Annotated in this window: 14 protein-coding genes and 2 tRNA genes; 7 read left to right on the top strand and 9 right to left on the bottom strand. The window is 69.0% G+C overall.

The window, feature by feature from the left end; genetic code table 11:
• The first annotated feature begins 4 nt into the window (after positions 1-4).
• From H6A23_RS06930 to H6A23_RS06920, 3 genes are all read left to right on the top strand, one after another.
• The gene (locus tag H6A23_RS06930; RefSeq protein WP_204831467.1) at positions 5-859 is read left to right on the top strand and encodes a hypothetical protein; all 855 of its coding nucleotides are present in this window, start codon (positions 5-7) and stop codon (positions 857-859) included.
• Positions 856-1,776 (top strand): hypothetical protein, encoded by a 921-nt coding sequence (locus tag H6A23_RS06925; RefSeq protein WP_204831466.1) that lies wholly within the window; start codon positions 856-858, stop codon positions 1,774-1,776. Before H6A23_RS06930 ends, H6A23_RS06925 begins: the two co-directional genes overlap by 4 nt.
• Before the next feature lie 138 nt (positions 1,777-1,914).
• Positions 1,915-2,259 carry a hypothetical protein gene (locus tag H6A23_RS06920; RefSeq protein WP_204831465.1) on the top strand — a complete coding sequence of 115 codons (345 nt, stop codon included), beginning with the start codon at positions 1,915-1,917 and terminating at the stop codon, positions 2,257-2,259.
• Between the two features lie 206 nt (positions 2,260-2,465).
• Here the strand turns inward: H6A23_RS06920 and H6A23_RS06915 are convergent, their stop codons facing one another.
• From H6A23_RS06915 to H6A23_RS06895, 5 genes are all read right to left on the bottom strand, one after another.
• Entirely contained in the window at positions 2,466-2,669 is a 204-nt protein-coding gene (locus H6A23_RS06915; RefSeq protein ID WP_204831464.1) for a hypothetical protein, read from the bottom strand.
• Positions 2,670-2,783: 114 nt separating this feature from the next.
• Entirely contained in the window at positions 2,784-3,029 is a 246-nt protein-coding gene (locus tag H6A23_RS06910) for a hypothetical protein (RefSeq protein WP_204831463.1), read from the bottom strand.
• A 185-nt stretch (positions 3,030-3,214) separates the two neighbouring features.
• A tRNA-Lys gene (locus tag H6A23_RS06905) sits at positions 3,215-3,290 on the bottom strand.
• A 30-nt stretch (positions 3,291-3,320) separates the two neighbouring features.
• Entirely contained in the window at positions 3,321-4,601 is a 1,281-nt protein-coding gene (locus tag H6A23_RS06900) for an aminopeptidase (protein ID WP_435793490.1), read from the bottom strand.
• Between the two features lie 93 nt (positions 4,602-4,694).
• Positions 4,695-4,769, bottom strand: a tRNA-Gly gene (locus tag H6A23_RS06895).
• A gap of 133 nt (positions 4,770-4,902) precedes the next feature.
• Here H6A23_RS06895 and H6A23_RS06890 point away from each other — a divergent pair.
• Positions 4,903-5,445: a biotin transporter BioY gene (locus H6A23_RS06890; RefSeq protein WP_204831462.1), complete on the top strand. Its 543-nt coding sequence runs from the start codon at positions 4,903-4,905 to the stop codon at positions 5,443-5,445.
• A 463-nt stretch (positions 5,446-5,908) separates the two neighbouring features.
• Here H6A23_RS06890 and H6A23_RS06885 read toward each other — a convergent pair whose 3' ends face one another.
• Entirely contained in the window at positions 5,909-8,464 is a 2,556-nt protein-coding gene (locus H6A23_RS06885; protein WP_204831461.1) for a hypothetical protein, read from the bottom strand.
• A gap of 161 nt (positions 8,465-8,625) precedes the next feature.
• On the opposite strand from H6A23_RS06885, the gene H6A23_RS06880 reads away from it, so the two are divergent.
• Both H6A23_RS06880 and H6A23_RS06875 read left to right on the top strand, forming a co-directional pair.
• Entirely contained in the window at positions 8,626-9,591 is a 966-nt protein-coding gene (locus H6A23_RS06880) for a helix-turn-helix transcriptional regulator (RefSeq protein ID WP_204831460.1), read from the top strand.
• The gene (locus tag H6A23_RS06875; protein WP_204831459.1) at positions 9,581-10,525 is read left to right on the top strand and encodes a WYL domain-containing protein; all 945 of its coding nucleotides are present in this window, start codon (positions 9,581-9,583) and stop codon (positions 10,523-10,525) included. Before H6A23_RS06880 ends, H6A23_RS06875 begins: the two co-directional genes overlap by 11 nt.
• Positions 10,526-10,560: 35 nt before the next feature.
• On the opposite strand, the gene H6A23_RS06870 is transcribed toward H6A23_RS06875, so the two are convergent.
• Positions 10,561-13,497, bottom strand: a complete 2,937-nt coding sequence (locus tag H6A23_RS06870) for a helicase C-terminal domain-containing protein (RefSeq protein WP_204831458.1) — start codon at positions 13,495-13,497, stop codon at positions 10,561-10,563.
• On the bottom strand, positions 13,497-14,468 hold the full coding sequence (locus H6A23_RS06865; RefSeq protein WP_204831457.1) for a D-alanine--D-alanine ligase family protein: 972 nt from the start codon (positions 14,466-14,468) through the stop codon (positions 13,497-13,499). The genes H6A23_RS06870 and H6A23_RS06865 overlap by 1 nt, the downstream gene beginning before the upstream one ends.
• A gap of 106 nt (positions 14,469-14,574) precedes the next feature.
• Here H6A23_RS06865 and rlmN point away from each other — a divergent pair, with 106 nt between their 5' ends.
• On the top strand, positions 14,575-15,648 hold the full coding sequence (gene rlmN, locus H6A23_RS06860; protein ID WP_204831456.1) for a 23S rRNA (adenine(2503)-C(2))-methyltransferase RlmN: 1,074 nt from the start codon (positions 14,575-14,577) through the stop codon (positions 15,646-15,648).
• A gap of 86 nt (positions 15,649-15,734) precedes the next feature.
• On the opposite strand, the gene H6A23_RS06855 is transcribed toward rlmN, so the two are convergent.
• Positions 15,735-15,953 (bottom strand): hypothetical protein, encoded by a 219-nt coding sequence (locus tag H6A23_RS06855; RefSeq protein ID WP_204831450.1) that lies wholly within the window; start codon positions 15,951-15,953, stop codon positions 15,735-15,737.
• Between the last annotated feature and the right edge of the window lie 18 nt (positions 15,954-15,971).

Raw genomic sequence — 15,971 nt, 5'->3', positions numbered from 1 at the left:
GACCATGGCGCGCAAGTGGCAGAAGCCGGAGGACTGGCCGGGGGTGCCGGACGAAAGCAAACCGTCCGAGCCTTACGCGATTCTCGACGCGGACGCTGCCGAGTGGATCGCGGCGGCGTGTGCGTGGGTCTCTGAGTCAGTCAGGGACGGCAGGAGGCGCAAGAGCGCGCTGAAGGCAATCCCCCACATCTACCGGCTCAGGGAGCGCGGTGAGGTCACGCGGGACGGGAGACCCTTCTACGCAAGGGGATTCAGGACGCTTGCGAAGGCGGCGCGCATCGGAGAGAAAGCAGCCCGGTCGGCTCTCGACACTCTCTCAGGCAGCGGCTCGACGCGCGCTCCGCTAGAGGCTGTTGCAGAGGCGGGGCAACATCGGCCCGCTATCTACAAGCTGAGCGACCCCGCTTCATTCGGCGCAGAAAACATAACTGTTCGAATCAAAGCACATCGCTCTGGGGAGGAGCCGGAAAGCGTTCAGAGTTGCCCTAAATCGCTCCAGAGTTGCCCTAACTCTGACGCGACGGAAAAAGTTAGGGCAACTCTGAACACCTCCCAGAGTTCCCCTAACTCAGGAGATAGGGCAACCCTGAGCGTTCCCAGAGTTCCCCTAACTCCGGAGATAGGGCAACCCTGCGATGCTCCAGAGTGTCCGCGAGTCGCTGCCCCTCAGATTAATACAGAAGAAAAAGAACGTCTTTTCCCTGACTCTTCCTATACCCACACTCCACCTAACATGTACGCGCAGCAGCCTACGGAGGCTCAGGCTCATAGCGTGCTCGACACGTACCCAAGCGCGGGCGAGGAAGAGTTCGAGGACATGGACATTCCCGACGAGTCGCTTTGGGGTGAGTGGGCATGAGCTACCTAGGCAGGGAAGAAGCGGCGCGGAGGAAGAAGGCGGCTGCAAGAGCTATGGCGGCCCTCATTCAAAAGCAGACGTACCCCGTCACGACGGCACCGACCACAGAAGCCGGAGTGCTCGCCCTCATGGAGGCGCAGCCGTTCGGGGCAAGTCAAGAACTCCCGCCGCTGTTGCCCTCAGACCCGGACAGGGAGAAGAAGATAGCCCTGGTGGGCGCAAACATCCCCGTGAACGGCGTGAGGGGGACGAGGCCCAAGGGCGGCGGGAGCGTAACCCAAGAGGAATACGCGGCCATTCTTGACGCCTTGCCACCCGACCAGAGGCCGGAGTGGTACCGCGAACAGCTTGACAGCGCGCCGCTCGGGCCTTCCCCGGTCCTCATGTCCTCGGCAGGGGTACCCGGAGCCGTCGCAGACGCGGCGCTCTTGCTAAATCCATCCGGCGGGCTTGCAGCCTATTCAGCCGAACTCTCCGGTAAGCACCCGAAGTCTGCATGGCTCGGCGGAGGAGACCGGGCGAGCGTCGCGGGTGCATACCTCTGCGGAATAGTAAGGGGTTCCGCGTTCGTTGATGTGCCTTCCCTACTCATGGAGGCGGACGGGCGTGGCAGATTCGGGCCGGGAGGGGCATCCCGCCTTTTCTCTGACCTGAAAGAACACTCTCTTCTCGTGCTCGACGGCATGGGGGTGCGAGGATGGACGGCAAGAAACGCTTCTATGCTCTCGTCGGTCATCGACTCGCGGAGAAAGGCCGGGTTGCCGACCGCGTTCACGGCGGAGCTGAGGCCGTCCGAGATTGCGCGGCGCGTGGGTTCGGAGGCGGGAAGGGATTCAGGAGAAGCCCTGTCCGTGGCCATTGCAAAATCCATGGGCAGGAACAGCGCCGAGAGGGCGGCGCACCTGATTCCGTGCTAGACGTTCTTGGGACAAGAGGCCGTGAGAGGCGTTCTAAGACGTTGAGGCAACATTTCCGCACACATGTACCACAGAACACGTATTCGACCGTTATATGTGGGCCACAGAGGCTCACGGGCACATTGAAAGGGGGCCGGAATGGCTACAGACAACGACTTTCGGATGTGGGAGCAGGAACTGGGGCGGATAGACGAGCATGACGAAGCCGCCCTATCCGAGCTATTCGAGACTGTGGGGGACATGCTCGCGCCGCTGGACGCAGACGAGGCGGCGGAGATGTTCGAAGCTGGGGGCCATGAGGACGCGGCGCGCAGGGCAAGGAATGGCGTGACGGATCTGACCGTTAGGGAGCTTCTTGCGGCGTGTCTCGCCCAGAGCCTCATTCCCGCAGTGCTGCTTTGCGACGAGGGAGATGGAGAGAAGGGGGCGGAGCTGATAGGGATAGCCGCAGAACTCGGCAGGAGCCGCGCGAAGGCTGGGTAAAAGCCGCAGTATGAGGCGGAGAGAGGGGCGGCGAGCCGGTTTGCTCGTCGCCCCTCTTCCGTAACAGAACCGTTACTCGTTTTCTCCCAATTACGTACACGCAAGAAAATCAGAGTCGGCCGCTGGGTAGGGAGGCCCCGTGGCCGTCCTGTAACCCTCCCCCTCTGACCTGCGGGTTTGCTGGCTCTCGCCTAGCTACCTCCGCCTCAGCTCAGCGCACATATCGCATTTGAGATGCTTGCGCTTACGTCCTCCAGCAGGTCCGCCGCGGCCTTCGCAATCGGCTCCGCGTCATACCTCGAACGGGGCTCCTGCACGCCACGAAGAGCGCTTGAAATCAACTCGCACACATCCGCCGCATCCGCGAGCGATGACAGCGCGGCGTTCTTCGTTATGTTCTCCTCACCCATCATGCCTCCTCATCCCACGAATGCCCGACAGAATATCAGCGGCAAAGCACCCTATGACGAACCCAGCAAGCCACATGAAAGCCATCAGCACCCCGAAGGCGATATGCTCGGCGTTCATTCCGTCGCCGCCTCTGCCGCACGCTTGCCAGATCCAGAAGAACCATCAGAGACGAGTGAGCGATAGACCCGCTCGGCCCTGTCGGCGTTCAGGTCGCAAAGCTCAACCAGCGCCCACAGGTCACTGTTCTCGTGTTCGCTGCCCAATCCCTCTTCGGTCATGTAGGCCGATATAAGCAGGCTCATGCTAGACAGAGACCTCCGAACATCTGAAAGCATGTCCGCCGCCTCGGCCCTGCTCATTCTTTTCCCGTCCACACGAACCCCTTTCCGGCCCTCTCAGGGCCTTCCTCTGCGGCCTCGGAGACCGCGCCTTTTGGTAAGGATTCGCCGTGTTTGGTACCGATTTCGGTACCGATACGGTACCGACCAATCAGAAACGAAAGCAGGTCAGAGATCAAAACGGCCTCTGACCTGCCACGATGCGATGGTGCGCCCTCAGGGGTTCGAACCCTGGGCCTTGGGATTAAAAGTCCCCTGCTCTGCCAGCTGAGCTAAGGGCGCGCGTGGTTGATTCTATCACGGCGGCGGCCGCTACTCCCAGGCCCACTGCCCGTTCACGAAGACGGGGGTCTCGGTGCCGTTGGCGGCCACGCCGTAGATGTTCATGTCGTCCGTGCCGATCATGAAGTCGACGTGCGTGCTGCTCTGGTTGACGCCGCGCGCGAGGAGGTCGTCCTTGCCGAGGCTGACGCCGCCGGCGATGCACTCGGGAAAGCCCATGCCGAGCGCCAGGTGGCAGCTTGCGTTCTCGTCGTAGAGGGTGTCGTAGAAGAGCGTGTCGCTCTGGCGGATGGGCGTGTTCTTGGAGACGAGCGCCACCTCGCCGAGCCGACGGGCGCCCTCGTCGGTCTCGAGGATGTGGCGGAGGACCTCCTTGCCCTGCTCGGCGCCGTAGTCGACCACGCGGCCGCCCTCGAAGCGCAGCCAGAAGTCGCGCACGATCTGCCCCGCGCGCACGAGTGGCATGGCGGAGTGGACAACGCCCTCGGCGCGCATGCGGTCGGGCGAGGTGAAGACCTCCTCGGTGGGGATGTTGGGGAAGAAGGTCACGCCGCCCTGCGTGCGACCGGCGCCGCCGTCCCAGATGTGGCCGTCGGTGAGGCCCACCGTGAGGTCGGTGCCGTTTGCGGACTCGTAGCGCAGCGCGTCGAAGCGGTGGGAATTGAGGAAGCGCTTGGTCTTCTCAAAGGACGCGTTGTGCGTCTCCCAGGCGCTCTCGGGGTCCTCACCGTCGGCGCGCGAGACCTCGAGGATGAGACGCCACAGCCGGTAGACCGCCTCGGCGGGAGAGAGTTCCGGGAAGACCTCGCGCGCCCAGGCCTCCACCGGCACGCCCGCGATGCACCAGGCGTTGCGCCCGAAGTCCATGCCGTCGCGGAAGGCGCGGCACTCGGTGTTGCGCGCCTTGGAGGCCGCCGCCGGCTTGGCGGGGTCGATCCCCTTGAGCGCCGAGGGGTCGGAGCCCTCGAGGAAGAGGAACGCCGCGCCGTCCTCCGCGAGGGAGTTCAGCTGCTCGACCTGCCAGGAGGGCGTGTGCTCGAAGAACGCGAGCGGGCAGTTCTCGTACGTGAGGCGGCTCACCACGTCGTCGGCCCAGATGACGGTCACGTGGCCGGCTCCGGCGCGGTAGGCGGCCGCGACCACGCGGCGGGCAAAGTCAGCCCGCTCGACGGGGGCCTGCAGGACGAGCTCCTGGCCCTCGCGCAGGGAGACGCCCTTCCTCACGAGCAGGGTGGCGTAGAGATCCAGCTGGCTGGAGAGCGCCTCGGTGGCGACGCGGCACTCCTCGTCGGTCATGGGCAGCGGTGACACGGTGTTTCCTTTCTACCATCGCATGGGGCGCGCTTGTGCGCATAGGGGTTCTACCCACATGGAAAGGGCCCCTTTCGGGGCCCTGGCAATTCCTGGAGCGGGCAACGGGACTCGAACCCGCGAATGTCAGCTTGGGAAGCTGATGCCTTACCACTTGGCGATGCCCGCGTGCGAAGACTCATTCTAGCACAGGTTGGCGAGAAATACGACGGGTCCGGACAAGCGCATGACACCGAGAAGCACAAATAAAATATCATGACGAAGTTCCCTGACACCTTTGTCATGACTTACGGGAGGTCATATGAGTGCTGGTCAGATATGTCGCATTGGCGCGTCGGTGGCGCTGCTCGCCGTGTCCGCCATGGTGACGGTCCCCCTTGGGCCCGTGCCGTTCACCCTGCAGACGCTCGTGATCGCGATGCTGCCCGCCGTGCTCGGCGGCCGCGGCGCCGTCGCCGCCGTGGGGCTGTACCTGCTCGTGGGCGCGGTCGGTCTGCCGGTGTTCTCAGGCTTCTCGGGCGGCGTGGGTCAGCTGCTCGGGCCGACGGGCGGCTTTCTCTGGGGCTTTCTGCTGGGCAGCGCCCTGGGCGCCCTCGCGCTCGAGCTCAAGGCCCTGCCCGAGCTCGCGCGGCACGCGCTGTGCGCCCTCGTGATGCTCGTCACGTCCTACGTGCTCGGGACGGTGCACCTCGCGTCCTACCTCTCCGTCTCGCTGCCCGCCGCGGCACTCTCGGCCGTCGTGCCGTTTGTGCTGCCGGACCTCATCAAGCTCGGCGTGGGCGTGACCGTGGGGCTTCGCGTGCGCCGCGCGCTCGGCGCCTCCGGCATGGTGGAGGGCGCGTAAGAGAGGCGTCTCGAGCCATCCCATAGAGAGCGTGTGAAGCGTCAGGGCCCCGATCGATCGGGGCCCTTTCTCATAGGCATTCATCTTCATAGCAGGCGTGGCCCATGAGCTGCGGGGGCTCCGGCCTTCTCGCACGGAGCGTCGGCGTTGCGGCAGCGGGCTGTCATCTTGGCGTCACGAGGCGGGAAGCGCCCGCTCGTATCGTATGCGCCACGCGGAAGGGAGGGCCTATGAGGGCAAGAGGGACGCAAGGCACGAACGTGGCGAGAAGAACGATGGCGGCATGCCAGAGAAGGGTGCGCGCCGGTCCGGTGGCATCGCTCGCGGGCGGGGACCGCCTGCTCGGCGGGAGCCCCCTTGCGGTCGGCCATGCGGGGCGCGCCCAGCTCCAAAGACGCGCCGCCGTCGCATGAGCTGCGACGGCGGCACGCGGAACCCTCGAGGGAGGCTCTGGGGAAACGCCCTAGGAGCGGCGAATCATCTCGGTGACGATCTCGGCGACCGCGTGGGCCTGGTCCCCGCTGACGTTGTCAGCCACGTCGTCAAGCGTGCGGGAGAGGGCCGGAAGGCCGTTCTCGCCGATGCCCATGATGGTGGCCGCGCGCATGGAGGAGCGCATGGCGGGGTGGGCATCCGTCGAGGTCCAGTCGTAGCGGGCCTGCCCCATCTCCACGTGGAGGTCGCGGGCGGCGTTGGAGAGAAGGCGACCGAGGCGGCGGTCCGAGCGGCGGGGGACGTCGACGCCCTCGCGCGTGAGGATGCTGAGCTCGCCCGCGCCGACGCAGTCGAGGTTGACAACGAAGGCACCGCGGACATCGTGGCGGTGCTGCCTCAGGAACGACCTCATGCCGGCGTGGTCGAGCGAAGACGCGCCGAGCGCGACGAACCAGATGTCGTGGGCGTTGAGCTCGTCGTCGCCCAGGGAGAGGACGGCATCGCGGAGCTCATCTTCGGTCGGGGCCTGGACGTCGTCCTCGACGAGCCTGAGCCCGCCGCGCGGAGCTGCGCCGCCGCGCCACATCGGGTCGTCGTCCTCGCCGGCCGCCGGCGCGTCGGCGGCGTCGCCCTGCGTCTTCAGACGGGAGAACGCGCCCTTGGCACGGTCAAGAAGGCCGGAGAGGCGCTCCCTGGGGGCGTCCGGGGCAGCCTCCTGCGCGGGGGCCTCCGCATCCTGAAGGTCCGCGGCGGTGATGACGGGAAGGGACGCCGGGCCTCGGGACGCCTCGGCCTTGCGGGGCGCCTCGACGGGGCGGGCCTTGCCCGTGCTCCCCAGCGGGTCGACGGAGCTCACGGTGGGATCGGGGAGGTCGAAGAGTGTGGCCCTCTTGGCAACACTGGAGACCTGGGGGCGGTAGCTCGCCTTGCCCCACTCCGGGTCCTCCGGGGCCGCGGGGCGCGGCGCGGCCACGGGCGCCGTGGGCTGGGTTGCGTCGAGGTCGACCGCGGTGTCGCCCATCTCGGTGAGGCCGGAGGGGTCCTTCGGCCCAACGCCGTGGCTCGTCTCGTCGTCCATCACGAGCGAGAAGCGGCCCGTGGAGAGGAGCTCGTCGCGCGTGGTCTGGTCGTCGGAGGTCGGGGCGAAGGAGGCCGTCGCCTCGACGCTCTCGGCAGGCTCGTCATGCTGCTCCGCGGTCGGCTCGGCCTGCTGCGGAGCGGGCGCAGGGGTGGGCTCCGCGGGCTGGGGCTCCTCGGCGGAAACGCGCTCTTCGGGAGAGGGCTCCGCGGCCTCCTCGGCCGTGGCATCCCTCGAGGGGATGATGGAGCGCACGAGGGACGAGACGCGCTCGACAAGGCCCTCGGCGAAGGTGCGGATGGTCTCGATCGGGCTCGGCGAGTCCTCGTAGCCCTCCACGGGCTCGGGGACCATGGCCGGAGCGGGCGCGGGAACGGCGGCGGGCACGTCGATGGGCAGCGACGCGGGCGCCTGGGCGGCGCGGGCCGAGGTGGTGGGACGCGCCGGGGCGGGCGCAGGAGCCGGGGCGGCAGGGAGGTCGTACTCTATCTCGCACCCCTCAGGCAGGATGTCGAGCTCGCGCAGAACCTCGGCTCCGTGGCGGACGCCGACGACCTTCTCGGCGGCAGGGGCCGGGGCGGGAGCCGCCGGCTCGGGCGCGGGCTCGGGAACAAAGGACGCGGCCTCGGCGGGCTCCTCCTCCGGAGCGGCAGTGGGAGCGACGTCCGGCTCGACCGCGGGCGCAACCTCCTCGGTGGCCTCCATGGGCTCAGGGGCGAGCTCGGGCTCCTCGGCGGGCTCGGGCTCGGGCGCGACGACGGGGCGCGGCGTGGGGACGAGCCCGCTCGGGCTCACGTTCTCCATCACGCCCAGAAGCGACGCGACGGCGGCCTTGTTGTCGTTCGCGCCGAGGGTGCACGGGGACACGCGCTCGTAGATCGCGCCGACGGCGAGCAGGACGGCGGGCAGGGACGCAAGGATGCCCACGACCCAGAGCACGATGCGGGCGGGCGCGGGAATGAAGCCGAGGAGCTGGATGAACGCGCAGAGGGCGACGGCATACGAGCACGGCGCGACCGCGCGCGAGATGAGCGGGAGGTAGGGCGCAATGGGAGAGGAATAGAGGAAGTTCTCGTGGGGGGTGTCATAGTGGGCCACGACCACGATGGGGCGGCTGCCCTTGACCACGAGCGGGCCCGAGGCGCGGTGCACCGCGACGACGTTCTGGCTCCGCGCGCTCGGCCCGAGGGCGAGAGAGGGCTCCCTGCCGAAGGCCCTCAGCAGCGCGAGCGCGGCGGGGACGGCGGCGAGGACAAACCCGACGAGGGCGAGAGCCACCATGCCAAAGCCGGAGACGAGGATGCCGAGGAACATCACGATGGAGATGATCGCCGGCGCCAGCCCGGAGACGGAGGGCGCGTCGAACTCCTCGATGGCGGGCTCGACGTCATGCTGGCCCATGAGGCTCGCGATGGTCTCGGCTGCCTGAAGCTCCTCCTGGCTGTTCGCGGGGGCGATTCCGACCCTCTGGTTGAGGTAATCCAAGTAGTCGTGAGTCATAGCCATACTGGGCGTCCTTTTGAAGAGTCTCGAAAGACGTGCTCATCCGGGTGCATACAATCTAGACAGTATACGTCTTATGCTTTTCGTTCGTTAAAAAGACGCAGATACGCCGGGCGATGCGCGGGCCCGCTCGGCAAGCGGAAGCGGGATGAGGGGTGTGTGGCATGAGGATCACGAAGGACGACGAGCGGGCGAGGCGGGTCTGCTCGCTCGCGCTCGCCTTCATGAACGCGGGCACGCCCATCCCCTCATCGGGCGTCGCACGCGACTTCTATCCCGGCCTTTCCGCAGATAGCTTCCGTCGGGCGTTCTCCCGAGACCGCATGGTCCTCGCCGCGTGCGGGGTCGTCGTCCGCGAGTGCTCGGACGCCGGGAGCGAGTCCTCATGGGCGGTCGACGAGGCCTCCTCCTACCCGGAGGGCGCCGAGATCGGCCCCGCGGACGCCGCGGTGCTCGAGCTCGCGTGTCAGCCCCTCATTGAGGACCCCGCGTTCCCGCTCGCCGAGGAGCTGCGCTTCTCGCTCGCCAAGCTGACGCGCGCCTTCGCCGAGGCCGCGCCCGCCCTGGCCGGCGCCCGGGACGACGGCCGCCCCCTGGCCGTGCTCAGGGAGGCGCTCACCGGGGGCTGCGCGGCGCAGATCTCCTACCGCGACGCCCGCGGGACTGAGTCCGAGCGCGTCATCGCCCCGTACGGGTTCTTCGGCCTGCACGGGGGACTCTACCTCGTGGCCGGCCGCCTGTCCGAGGAGGGAACCCCCATCGAGGGCGGCACGAGGACCTACCGCGTAGACCGGGTCGTGCGGGCGGGCGTCCTTCCGGACGTGCCCGCCCGCGTGCCGGAGGACTTCTCCGTGGCCGACTGGAAGAGGCTCCCCTTCCAGATGGGCGCGCCCGTTGGCACCGCGACCTTCGCGGTCCCGCCGGAGCGCGAGAAGGACGTGCGGCAGGCGGCAGGCGGCTGCGGGAGGTTCTTCTCGCGCGGCGGTGAGACCGTCTGGGAGGTTGAGATGAGCTCCGCCGCGGACGCGGCCAGCTGGGCCGCGGCGGAGGGCGTCGTGCCGATTGGCCCGCCCGAGCTCGTCGGTGCCTGGCGCTCCGTGCTCGAGGGGGTGCTCGAGGATGCCTCGTAGGGAGTCGCGGGCCGGCAGAACGGGCGCCGTCGCCGAGGCGCGCGAGCTCGTGGCCCTCGTCTCGAGCCTCTCCGAGGCGGGGGACGCGCTCTCGGCAGAGGCGGTGGCCGCGCGGCTGGGAACGACGGCCGAGCGCGCCGAGAAGCTCATCGGGCTCGTGGAGACGTCGTCCTCTGCGGGCGGGGTCGGCCTTCCCCTCACCCCCTCCCGGGACGGCGAGGCCACGCTCGCCTTCTCGGGAGGGGTGCGCGGCCGGCGCCTGCGCCTCACCCGCACGGAGACCGTCGCGCTAGCGGCCGCGCTCGAGCGCCTGGGCGTGGGCGCGGACGACCCACTGCGGGCGCGGCTCGAGGGGGCGCTCGCGGCCGAGCCCGTGAGCGAGGACGTGGTCCGCCGCGTCGTCGCCGCAGGCGCGGGCGCCTGCTCTGAGACGATATCCGCCTGCGCCCGCTCCCTCCTCAAGCGGCGGGAGCTCTCCTTCTCGTACCGGGGCGCGGCGGACGAGGCGGCGCAGGCGCGGTCCTGCGTGCCGCGGGGGCTGAGGTGCGAGGGCGACGTCTGGTACCTCGACGCATATGACCTCGAGCGATGCGGCGAGCGGACCTTCCGGCTCGACCGGATGGAGGACGTGCTCGTTGGCGGGCGCGCCGCGGCGGGCAACGCCGCGCCCGGGAGGCAAACGTCTCGCGCCGTCGAGATCACCTTCTCCGACCGGCGCTACCTTGACCTGCTCCCCTGGCACGACCTGCGGGTGGCGCGCGTCGGCGAGGACGGCTCCGTCATCGCGCGGACGGAGTACTACGGCGGCATGTGGCTCCCCCGCATGATCGCCGCCTGCGGGGGCGCCGCGCGCACCACGGACGCGGAGGTGACGCGCCTTGCCGCGGACTACGCCCGCGCGCTCCTGTCCGCCGGGCGCAGCGCTGACGCCTGACGCCCCACCGCGCCCCGGGCCGCCGACGCCGGGCCTCAGTGGCTCGCGCGCCAGAGCGAGAGGTAGCGCCCCACGTTGACGCTCTCGAGCCGCGTCACGGTCCTGGACGGCAGCGAGCTCACGAAGAGCCGCCCGTAGCCCTTGCTCACGAGCCGCGAGTCCGCGAGGACGAGGACCCCGGTGTCTGTCGACGAGCGGATCAGCCGCCCGGCCGCCTGCTTGACCGAGATGACGGCGTCCGGCAGCGAGTACTTCCACCACGCGCGGTCCTCGCGCAGGTCGCGCTCGCGGACGAGCGGGTCATTGGGGCTCGCAAAGGGCAGCTTGGGAATCACCACGCAGCGCAGGGTGTCCCCCGTGGCGTCAAAGCCCTCCCAGAACGAGCGGAGCGCCATCAGCGAGAGCGAGGTCTCCTCCATGAAGCGCTGGCGCAGGCACCGCGGGGAGGCGCCGCGGCTCTGGCACACGACCTCGAGGCCCGCCGCGGCGAGGCGCGGCCGCAGCGCCTCGTAGGTGCGCTCCATGTCGCGCCGGTTGGTGAAGAGGGTGAGCACGGAGCCCCCCATGGCCACGTGCACGTCAAAGAGGAGGTCCTCGAGGGCCGGCAGGTAGGCGCGGTCGTTCGGGGCGGGCAGGTCACGCGCCAGCACGACGGACATGTGCCCGTCGAAGTCAAAGCTCGAGTCGAGCCGCACGTCCCGGTGGCTCGCCTCGCCCAGGAGGTCGAGCCCGACGCCGTGGTTGAAGTGCGAGAAGTCGTCCCCCACGGCGATGGTCGCCGAGGTGAAGACGACGCTTTGCATCTCGGGCAGCCACCGCGCGGCGAGGTCTGACCCCACGTCGAGCTTCTCGGCGACGAGCCGCTCGGACGAGGCGCGCCGCTTGGAGCGGGAGAGCTGCGCCGAGTACACATAGGACTCGTCCGTCCCCTCGCAGACGAGCGTGATGCCAAAGAGCAGGTCGCGCAGGAACCGCGTGGACTCCCCGAGGTCGGCCGCGGCGGCGGGCGCCTCCTCGCCCAGGGCCTCCGCCGCCTCGGCGAGCTGCTTCACCGCCTCCGCGAGCGCGTCCGCGGCGCGCGCCCCGGCGTCCGCGACCTCGCGCCACTCCGCCGTCTTGCGCACGTCCTCCCCGATCCACAGCGTGACCGAGTCGTACCCGCCGTCGCCGCGCGCCACGCCCGCGAGGCCATGGACCGCCACGAAGAGGTCGGCCACGCTCACGGAGGCGCGGGCGAGGGTCGCCGCCGCCTTGGCGAGCAGCCCCACCACGAGCGTGGAGCCCTCGAGGGACATCGCCTGGACCATCAGGTTGTGGATGACGCCCGACCCCGTGCCGCCCAGAAGCTCGAAGGCGGCGCGCGCCTCCTCGCCCGAGACCTCGACGGCCCACTGCCGGCGCGCCTCGGCCTCGAAGCCGTGCGCCTCGTCGACGACCCAGTTCCTGATCGGCGGGAGGATCTTGCCTTCCGCCATGACGTTTCTCAGCAGCAGCGAGTGGTTGGTCACCACCACGTCAGCCGCCGCGGCGCGGCGGCGCGCCCCGTGCAGCGGGCACTCGTTGGGGAAGTACGGGCAGCGCCCGCGCAGGCACTCCCCGGGCGTCGTGGTGAGCATCGCGCGCGGGACGTAGCGCCACCTGATGCCGAGGGCGTCGAGGTCGCCGTCGGGAGACTGGCAGGCGTACGCATAGGTCACCGCGATGGCCGTGAGCATGTCGCACGCCACGGCGTTGTCCGACCTCCCGTCGTGCGGCACGGCCGCGAGCGGCAGGTCCTCCCGCGTCGCGCGGTCGAGCCGGTGCAGGCAGGGATAGTGGTCGTACCCCTTGAGGCTCGCATAGGTGAGCCCGCCGGGCAGGGCCTCGGCGAGCGCGGGCAGCTCGTGGGAGACGAGCTGGTCGGTGAGCGCGTTGGTCTTGGTGGCCACGCCCACCGTGACGTGGTTCCTCCGGGCGAAGAGCGCCTCGGGCAGCAGGTACGCGATGGACTTGCCCACGCCCGTCCCCGCCTCGATGGAGCGGTGCGTCGAGGTCGCGAGCGCGGAGGCGACCTCGCGCGCCATGGCGACCTGCTCAGGCCGGCGCTCCATGCGCTCGTACATGCGGGAGACCACGCCGCCCGGGCCAAACTCGGCGGCAACCTCGTCCGCCCCCGGCGCCACGAGCGCGTCCAGCTCGGCCGCGTCCGGGCGAGGATCCGAGCGCGCCTCGCGCACGAGCGAGGCGCGCACCTCCTTGAGCGAGAAGGGCCGGGGCGTGACATCGCCCTCCGTGGCCAGGTAGGACAGCACGGGCCTCATCGACCACGTGACCTCCTCGTGCAGGGAGGCGAGAAGGGCGAGCAGGCCGTCCGGCAGGTCGCTCAGGGCGAGCAGCAGAATCCGCCACATCCCCGAGAGGGCGTCGACGTCGTCCCCGGCCCGGTGCGTCACGCCCGCGCAGCCGAAGGCGGCCGCCATGTCCGCCAGGCGGTGCGTGGAGAGCCGCGGGAGTGCGATGCGCGAGAGCGAGAGCGTATCTATCCAGGTGTCCGAGACCTCGGCGCCGCCCGGGACCGCCTCGATGAAGGTGCGGTCGAAGGTCGCGTTGTGCGCGAGCACGGGCGAGCCCGCCACGAAGTCCGCGAGCCCCGCCACCGCGTCGCGCGCGCTCGGGGCATCGGCCACGTCGAGGTTCGAGATGCCCGTGAGGCGGCAGATTTCCTCCGGTATGGGCCCCGTGGGGTGCACGAACGTCTCGTAGCGCCCCACCACCTCGCGCCCGGAGAGGCGAGCGGCGGATATCTCTATGAGCTCGCAGTCCTTGAACGAGAGCCCCGTGGTCTCGGTGTCGAGGACCACGATGTCCTCCTCGAGCGGGCCAAACCCCCTGCCGGCCGCGCGGCGGGCGAGGCTCAGGTAGCGCTGCCTCACGTCGTCGGGCGTCCCGGGGAGGATAATCCCCTCGAGGGTCACGCCGGCACCCCCCGCCATCACCTGGCCGCGCCCCGATCGCGCTCGAGCGCGTACTCGACGAAGCGCGTGCAGAGCTCGGGGAACTCGATACCGCCGTGGCGCGCCGAGTCCGGGAGCAGGCTCTCGGCCGTCATGCCCGGAATCGTGTTGGTCTCCAGGATCACCGGCTCGCCCTCGGGCGTCACGATGAAGTCGCTGCGCGAGCAGCCCCGGCAGCCGAGCGCGCGGTGCGCGCGGACGGCGAGGTCCTGCGCCTTCGCGTAGACGCCCGGCTCCAGGCGCGCGGGGATGACGTGGTGCATCGAGGAGGGCTCGTACTTCACCTTGAGGTCGTAGAACTCGGCGCCCGTCACGATCTCCACGATGGGCAGCGCGCGGGCGTCATCGTTGCCGATGACCGGGACCGAGATCTCAACCCCCTCGACGCACTCCTCCACGAGCACGCGCCCGCCGCCGGCCGAGGCGAGCTCGATGGCCGCGTTGACGCCCGCGCGCTCCGTCACGCGCGAGATGCCGAAGGAGGAGCCGTTCGCCGCGGGCTTCACAAAGAGCGGCAGGCCCAGGGTCTCCACGAGGGTGTCGAGCTGGTCGTCCGTGAGGACCGTGCCCGCCGCGAGGTCGACGCCCCGGGGCGCGCGGATCTTCTCCGCCTCGTAGACGGCCTTGGAGAGCTGCTTTTCCGACGCCACGGCGGAGGCCGCCACACCCGAGAAGGTGTAGGGCAGGTGAAGCACCTCGAGAAGCCCCTGGACGCAGCCGTCCTCGCCATAGGCACCGTGCATGGCCACGAAGGCCACGTCGTAGCCGCCGCTCAGGAGGCGGGGGATGAAGTCCCTGCTCGCGAGGTCGACGACGTCGACGGTCGCAAACCCCGCGGTCACGAGCGCGTCATGGCACTCCCTGGCCGAGAGGACCGAGATGTCCCGCTCGTCCGACCACCCCCCGCAGATGACGACGACCCTCTTGCTCAGCAGTTCCTGTCTGTCCATCAAAGCTCCTCCGGCGGGCGGTGCCCGTACGCTAGACTCTCAGGTGGAGTGTTACCCCAAGAGAATACTCCAGTGACGTGACACGACGAACGCGGAGGACCCAGAAATGCCAACGGCTGACGAGAAGAACCAACCGCTCGGGGCGGATGCCGGGAGGCGGGACCTCCACACGCTCACCCACGGCGAGCTCACCGAGATCCTCTCATCCCTCGGCCAGCCCGCCTTCCGCGTCAAGCAGGTCGAGGAGTGGGTCTGGGCAAAGAACGCCCAGTCCTTCGACGACATGACCAACCTCCCCAAGGCGCTGCGCGAGGAGCTCGCGGCAAGGCTCACGCTCGGGGGCGTCGAGGAGGTCGCGCGCCAGGTCTCCGTTGACGGCAGCAGGAAGTACCTGCTCAGATACCCCGACGGCGTCTCCGTGGAGTGCGTGGGCATGCCCTCGCGCGGGCGGCTCGCCGTGTGCGCCTCCACCCAGGCGGGGTGCGCCATGGGCTGCGCCTTCTGCGCGACGGGAGCCGCGGGCCTCACGCGCTCCCTCACCGCCTCAGAGATCTACGAGCAGGTCATGCACGTGCGCGACGACTTCAATGACCGCGTCACGAGCGTCGTGCTCATGGGCCAGGGCGAGCCCTTCATGAACTATGACGCCTCGCTCGGGGCGCTGCGCCGCCTCAACGACCCCGAGGGGGCGGGCATCGGCGCGCGCCACCTCACGGTCTCCACCTGCGGCGTCATACCGCAGATTATGCGCTTTGCCAACGAGCCCGAGCAGTTCACGCTCGCCATCTCGCTCCACTCCGCGGTGCAGCGCACGAGAAACGCCCTCATGCCCGGCGTGCGCAAGTACTCCCTCATCAACCTCTACAACGTCATGGGAGAGTACGTCAACAAGACGGGGCGTCGCCCCACCTACGAGTACGCCCTCATCGCCGGCGTCAACGACACCGAAAGCGAGCTCCAGGCCCTCTGCGACTTCTGCGAGGGTACTCTCGCGCACGTCAACCTCATCCAGCTCAACGAGGTTGAGGGCTCCAAGTTCCGCCCCTCCACGGAGCTCCGCGCGCAGGACTTCGTGCGCAGGCTTGCCAACGTCGGCGTCGAGGCCACCATCCGCAACTCCCGCGGGTCCGACATCGACGCCGCCTGCGGGCAGCTCAAGCAGCGCCTCTCCCGCAGGTAGGCCCCATCCCCTCACACAGCGAGCCCCCCGGGACAGTCCCGGAGGGCTCTTCTCTTACCAAATAAAGAACATATGTTCTATTATGTTTATAGACCGAGTTCCTCCCACTGGGCCTCGGTCTGGCGGCGGTTGGGGAGGTCCTCCTTGACGTACGTGCCCTGTGCTGCCCTCATAACCTCCGTGATGTGCTCATATGCGTCCTTCGCATTGCGCGCGGCATCATGAAGTCCTATTTTGGCCTCATCCGAGAGCAGATACCGGTATGAGAGCCAGCCGGCAGCCCCAAGTAGGGCGAGAAGAACCATCGCGTTTCTCACACGTCT

The sequence above is a fragment of the Olsenella uli genome, assembly GCF_016900775.1.
GTDB classification, from domain to species: domain Bacteria; phylum Actinomycetota; class Coriobacteriia; order Coriobacteriales; family Atopobiaceae; genus Thermophilibacter; species Thermophilibacter uli_A.
This window is presented reverse-complemented; position numbering and strand designations above follow the sequence as displayed.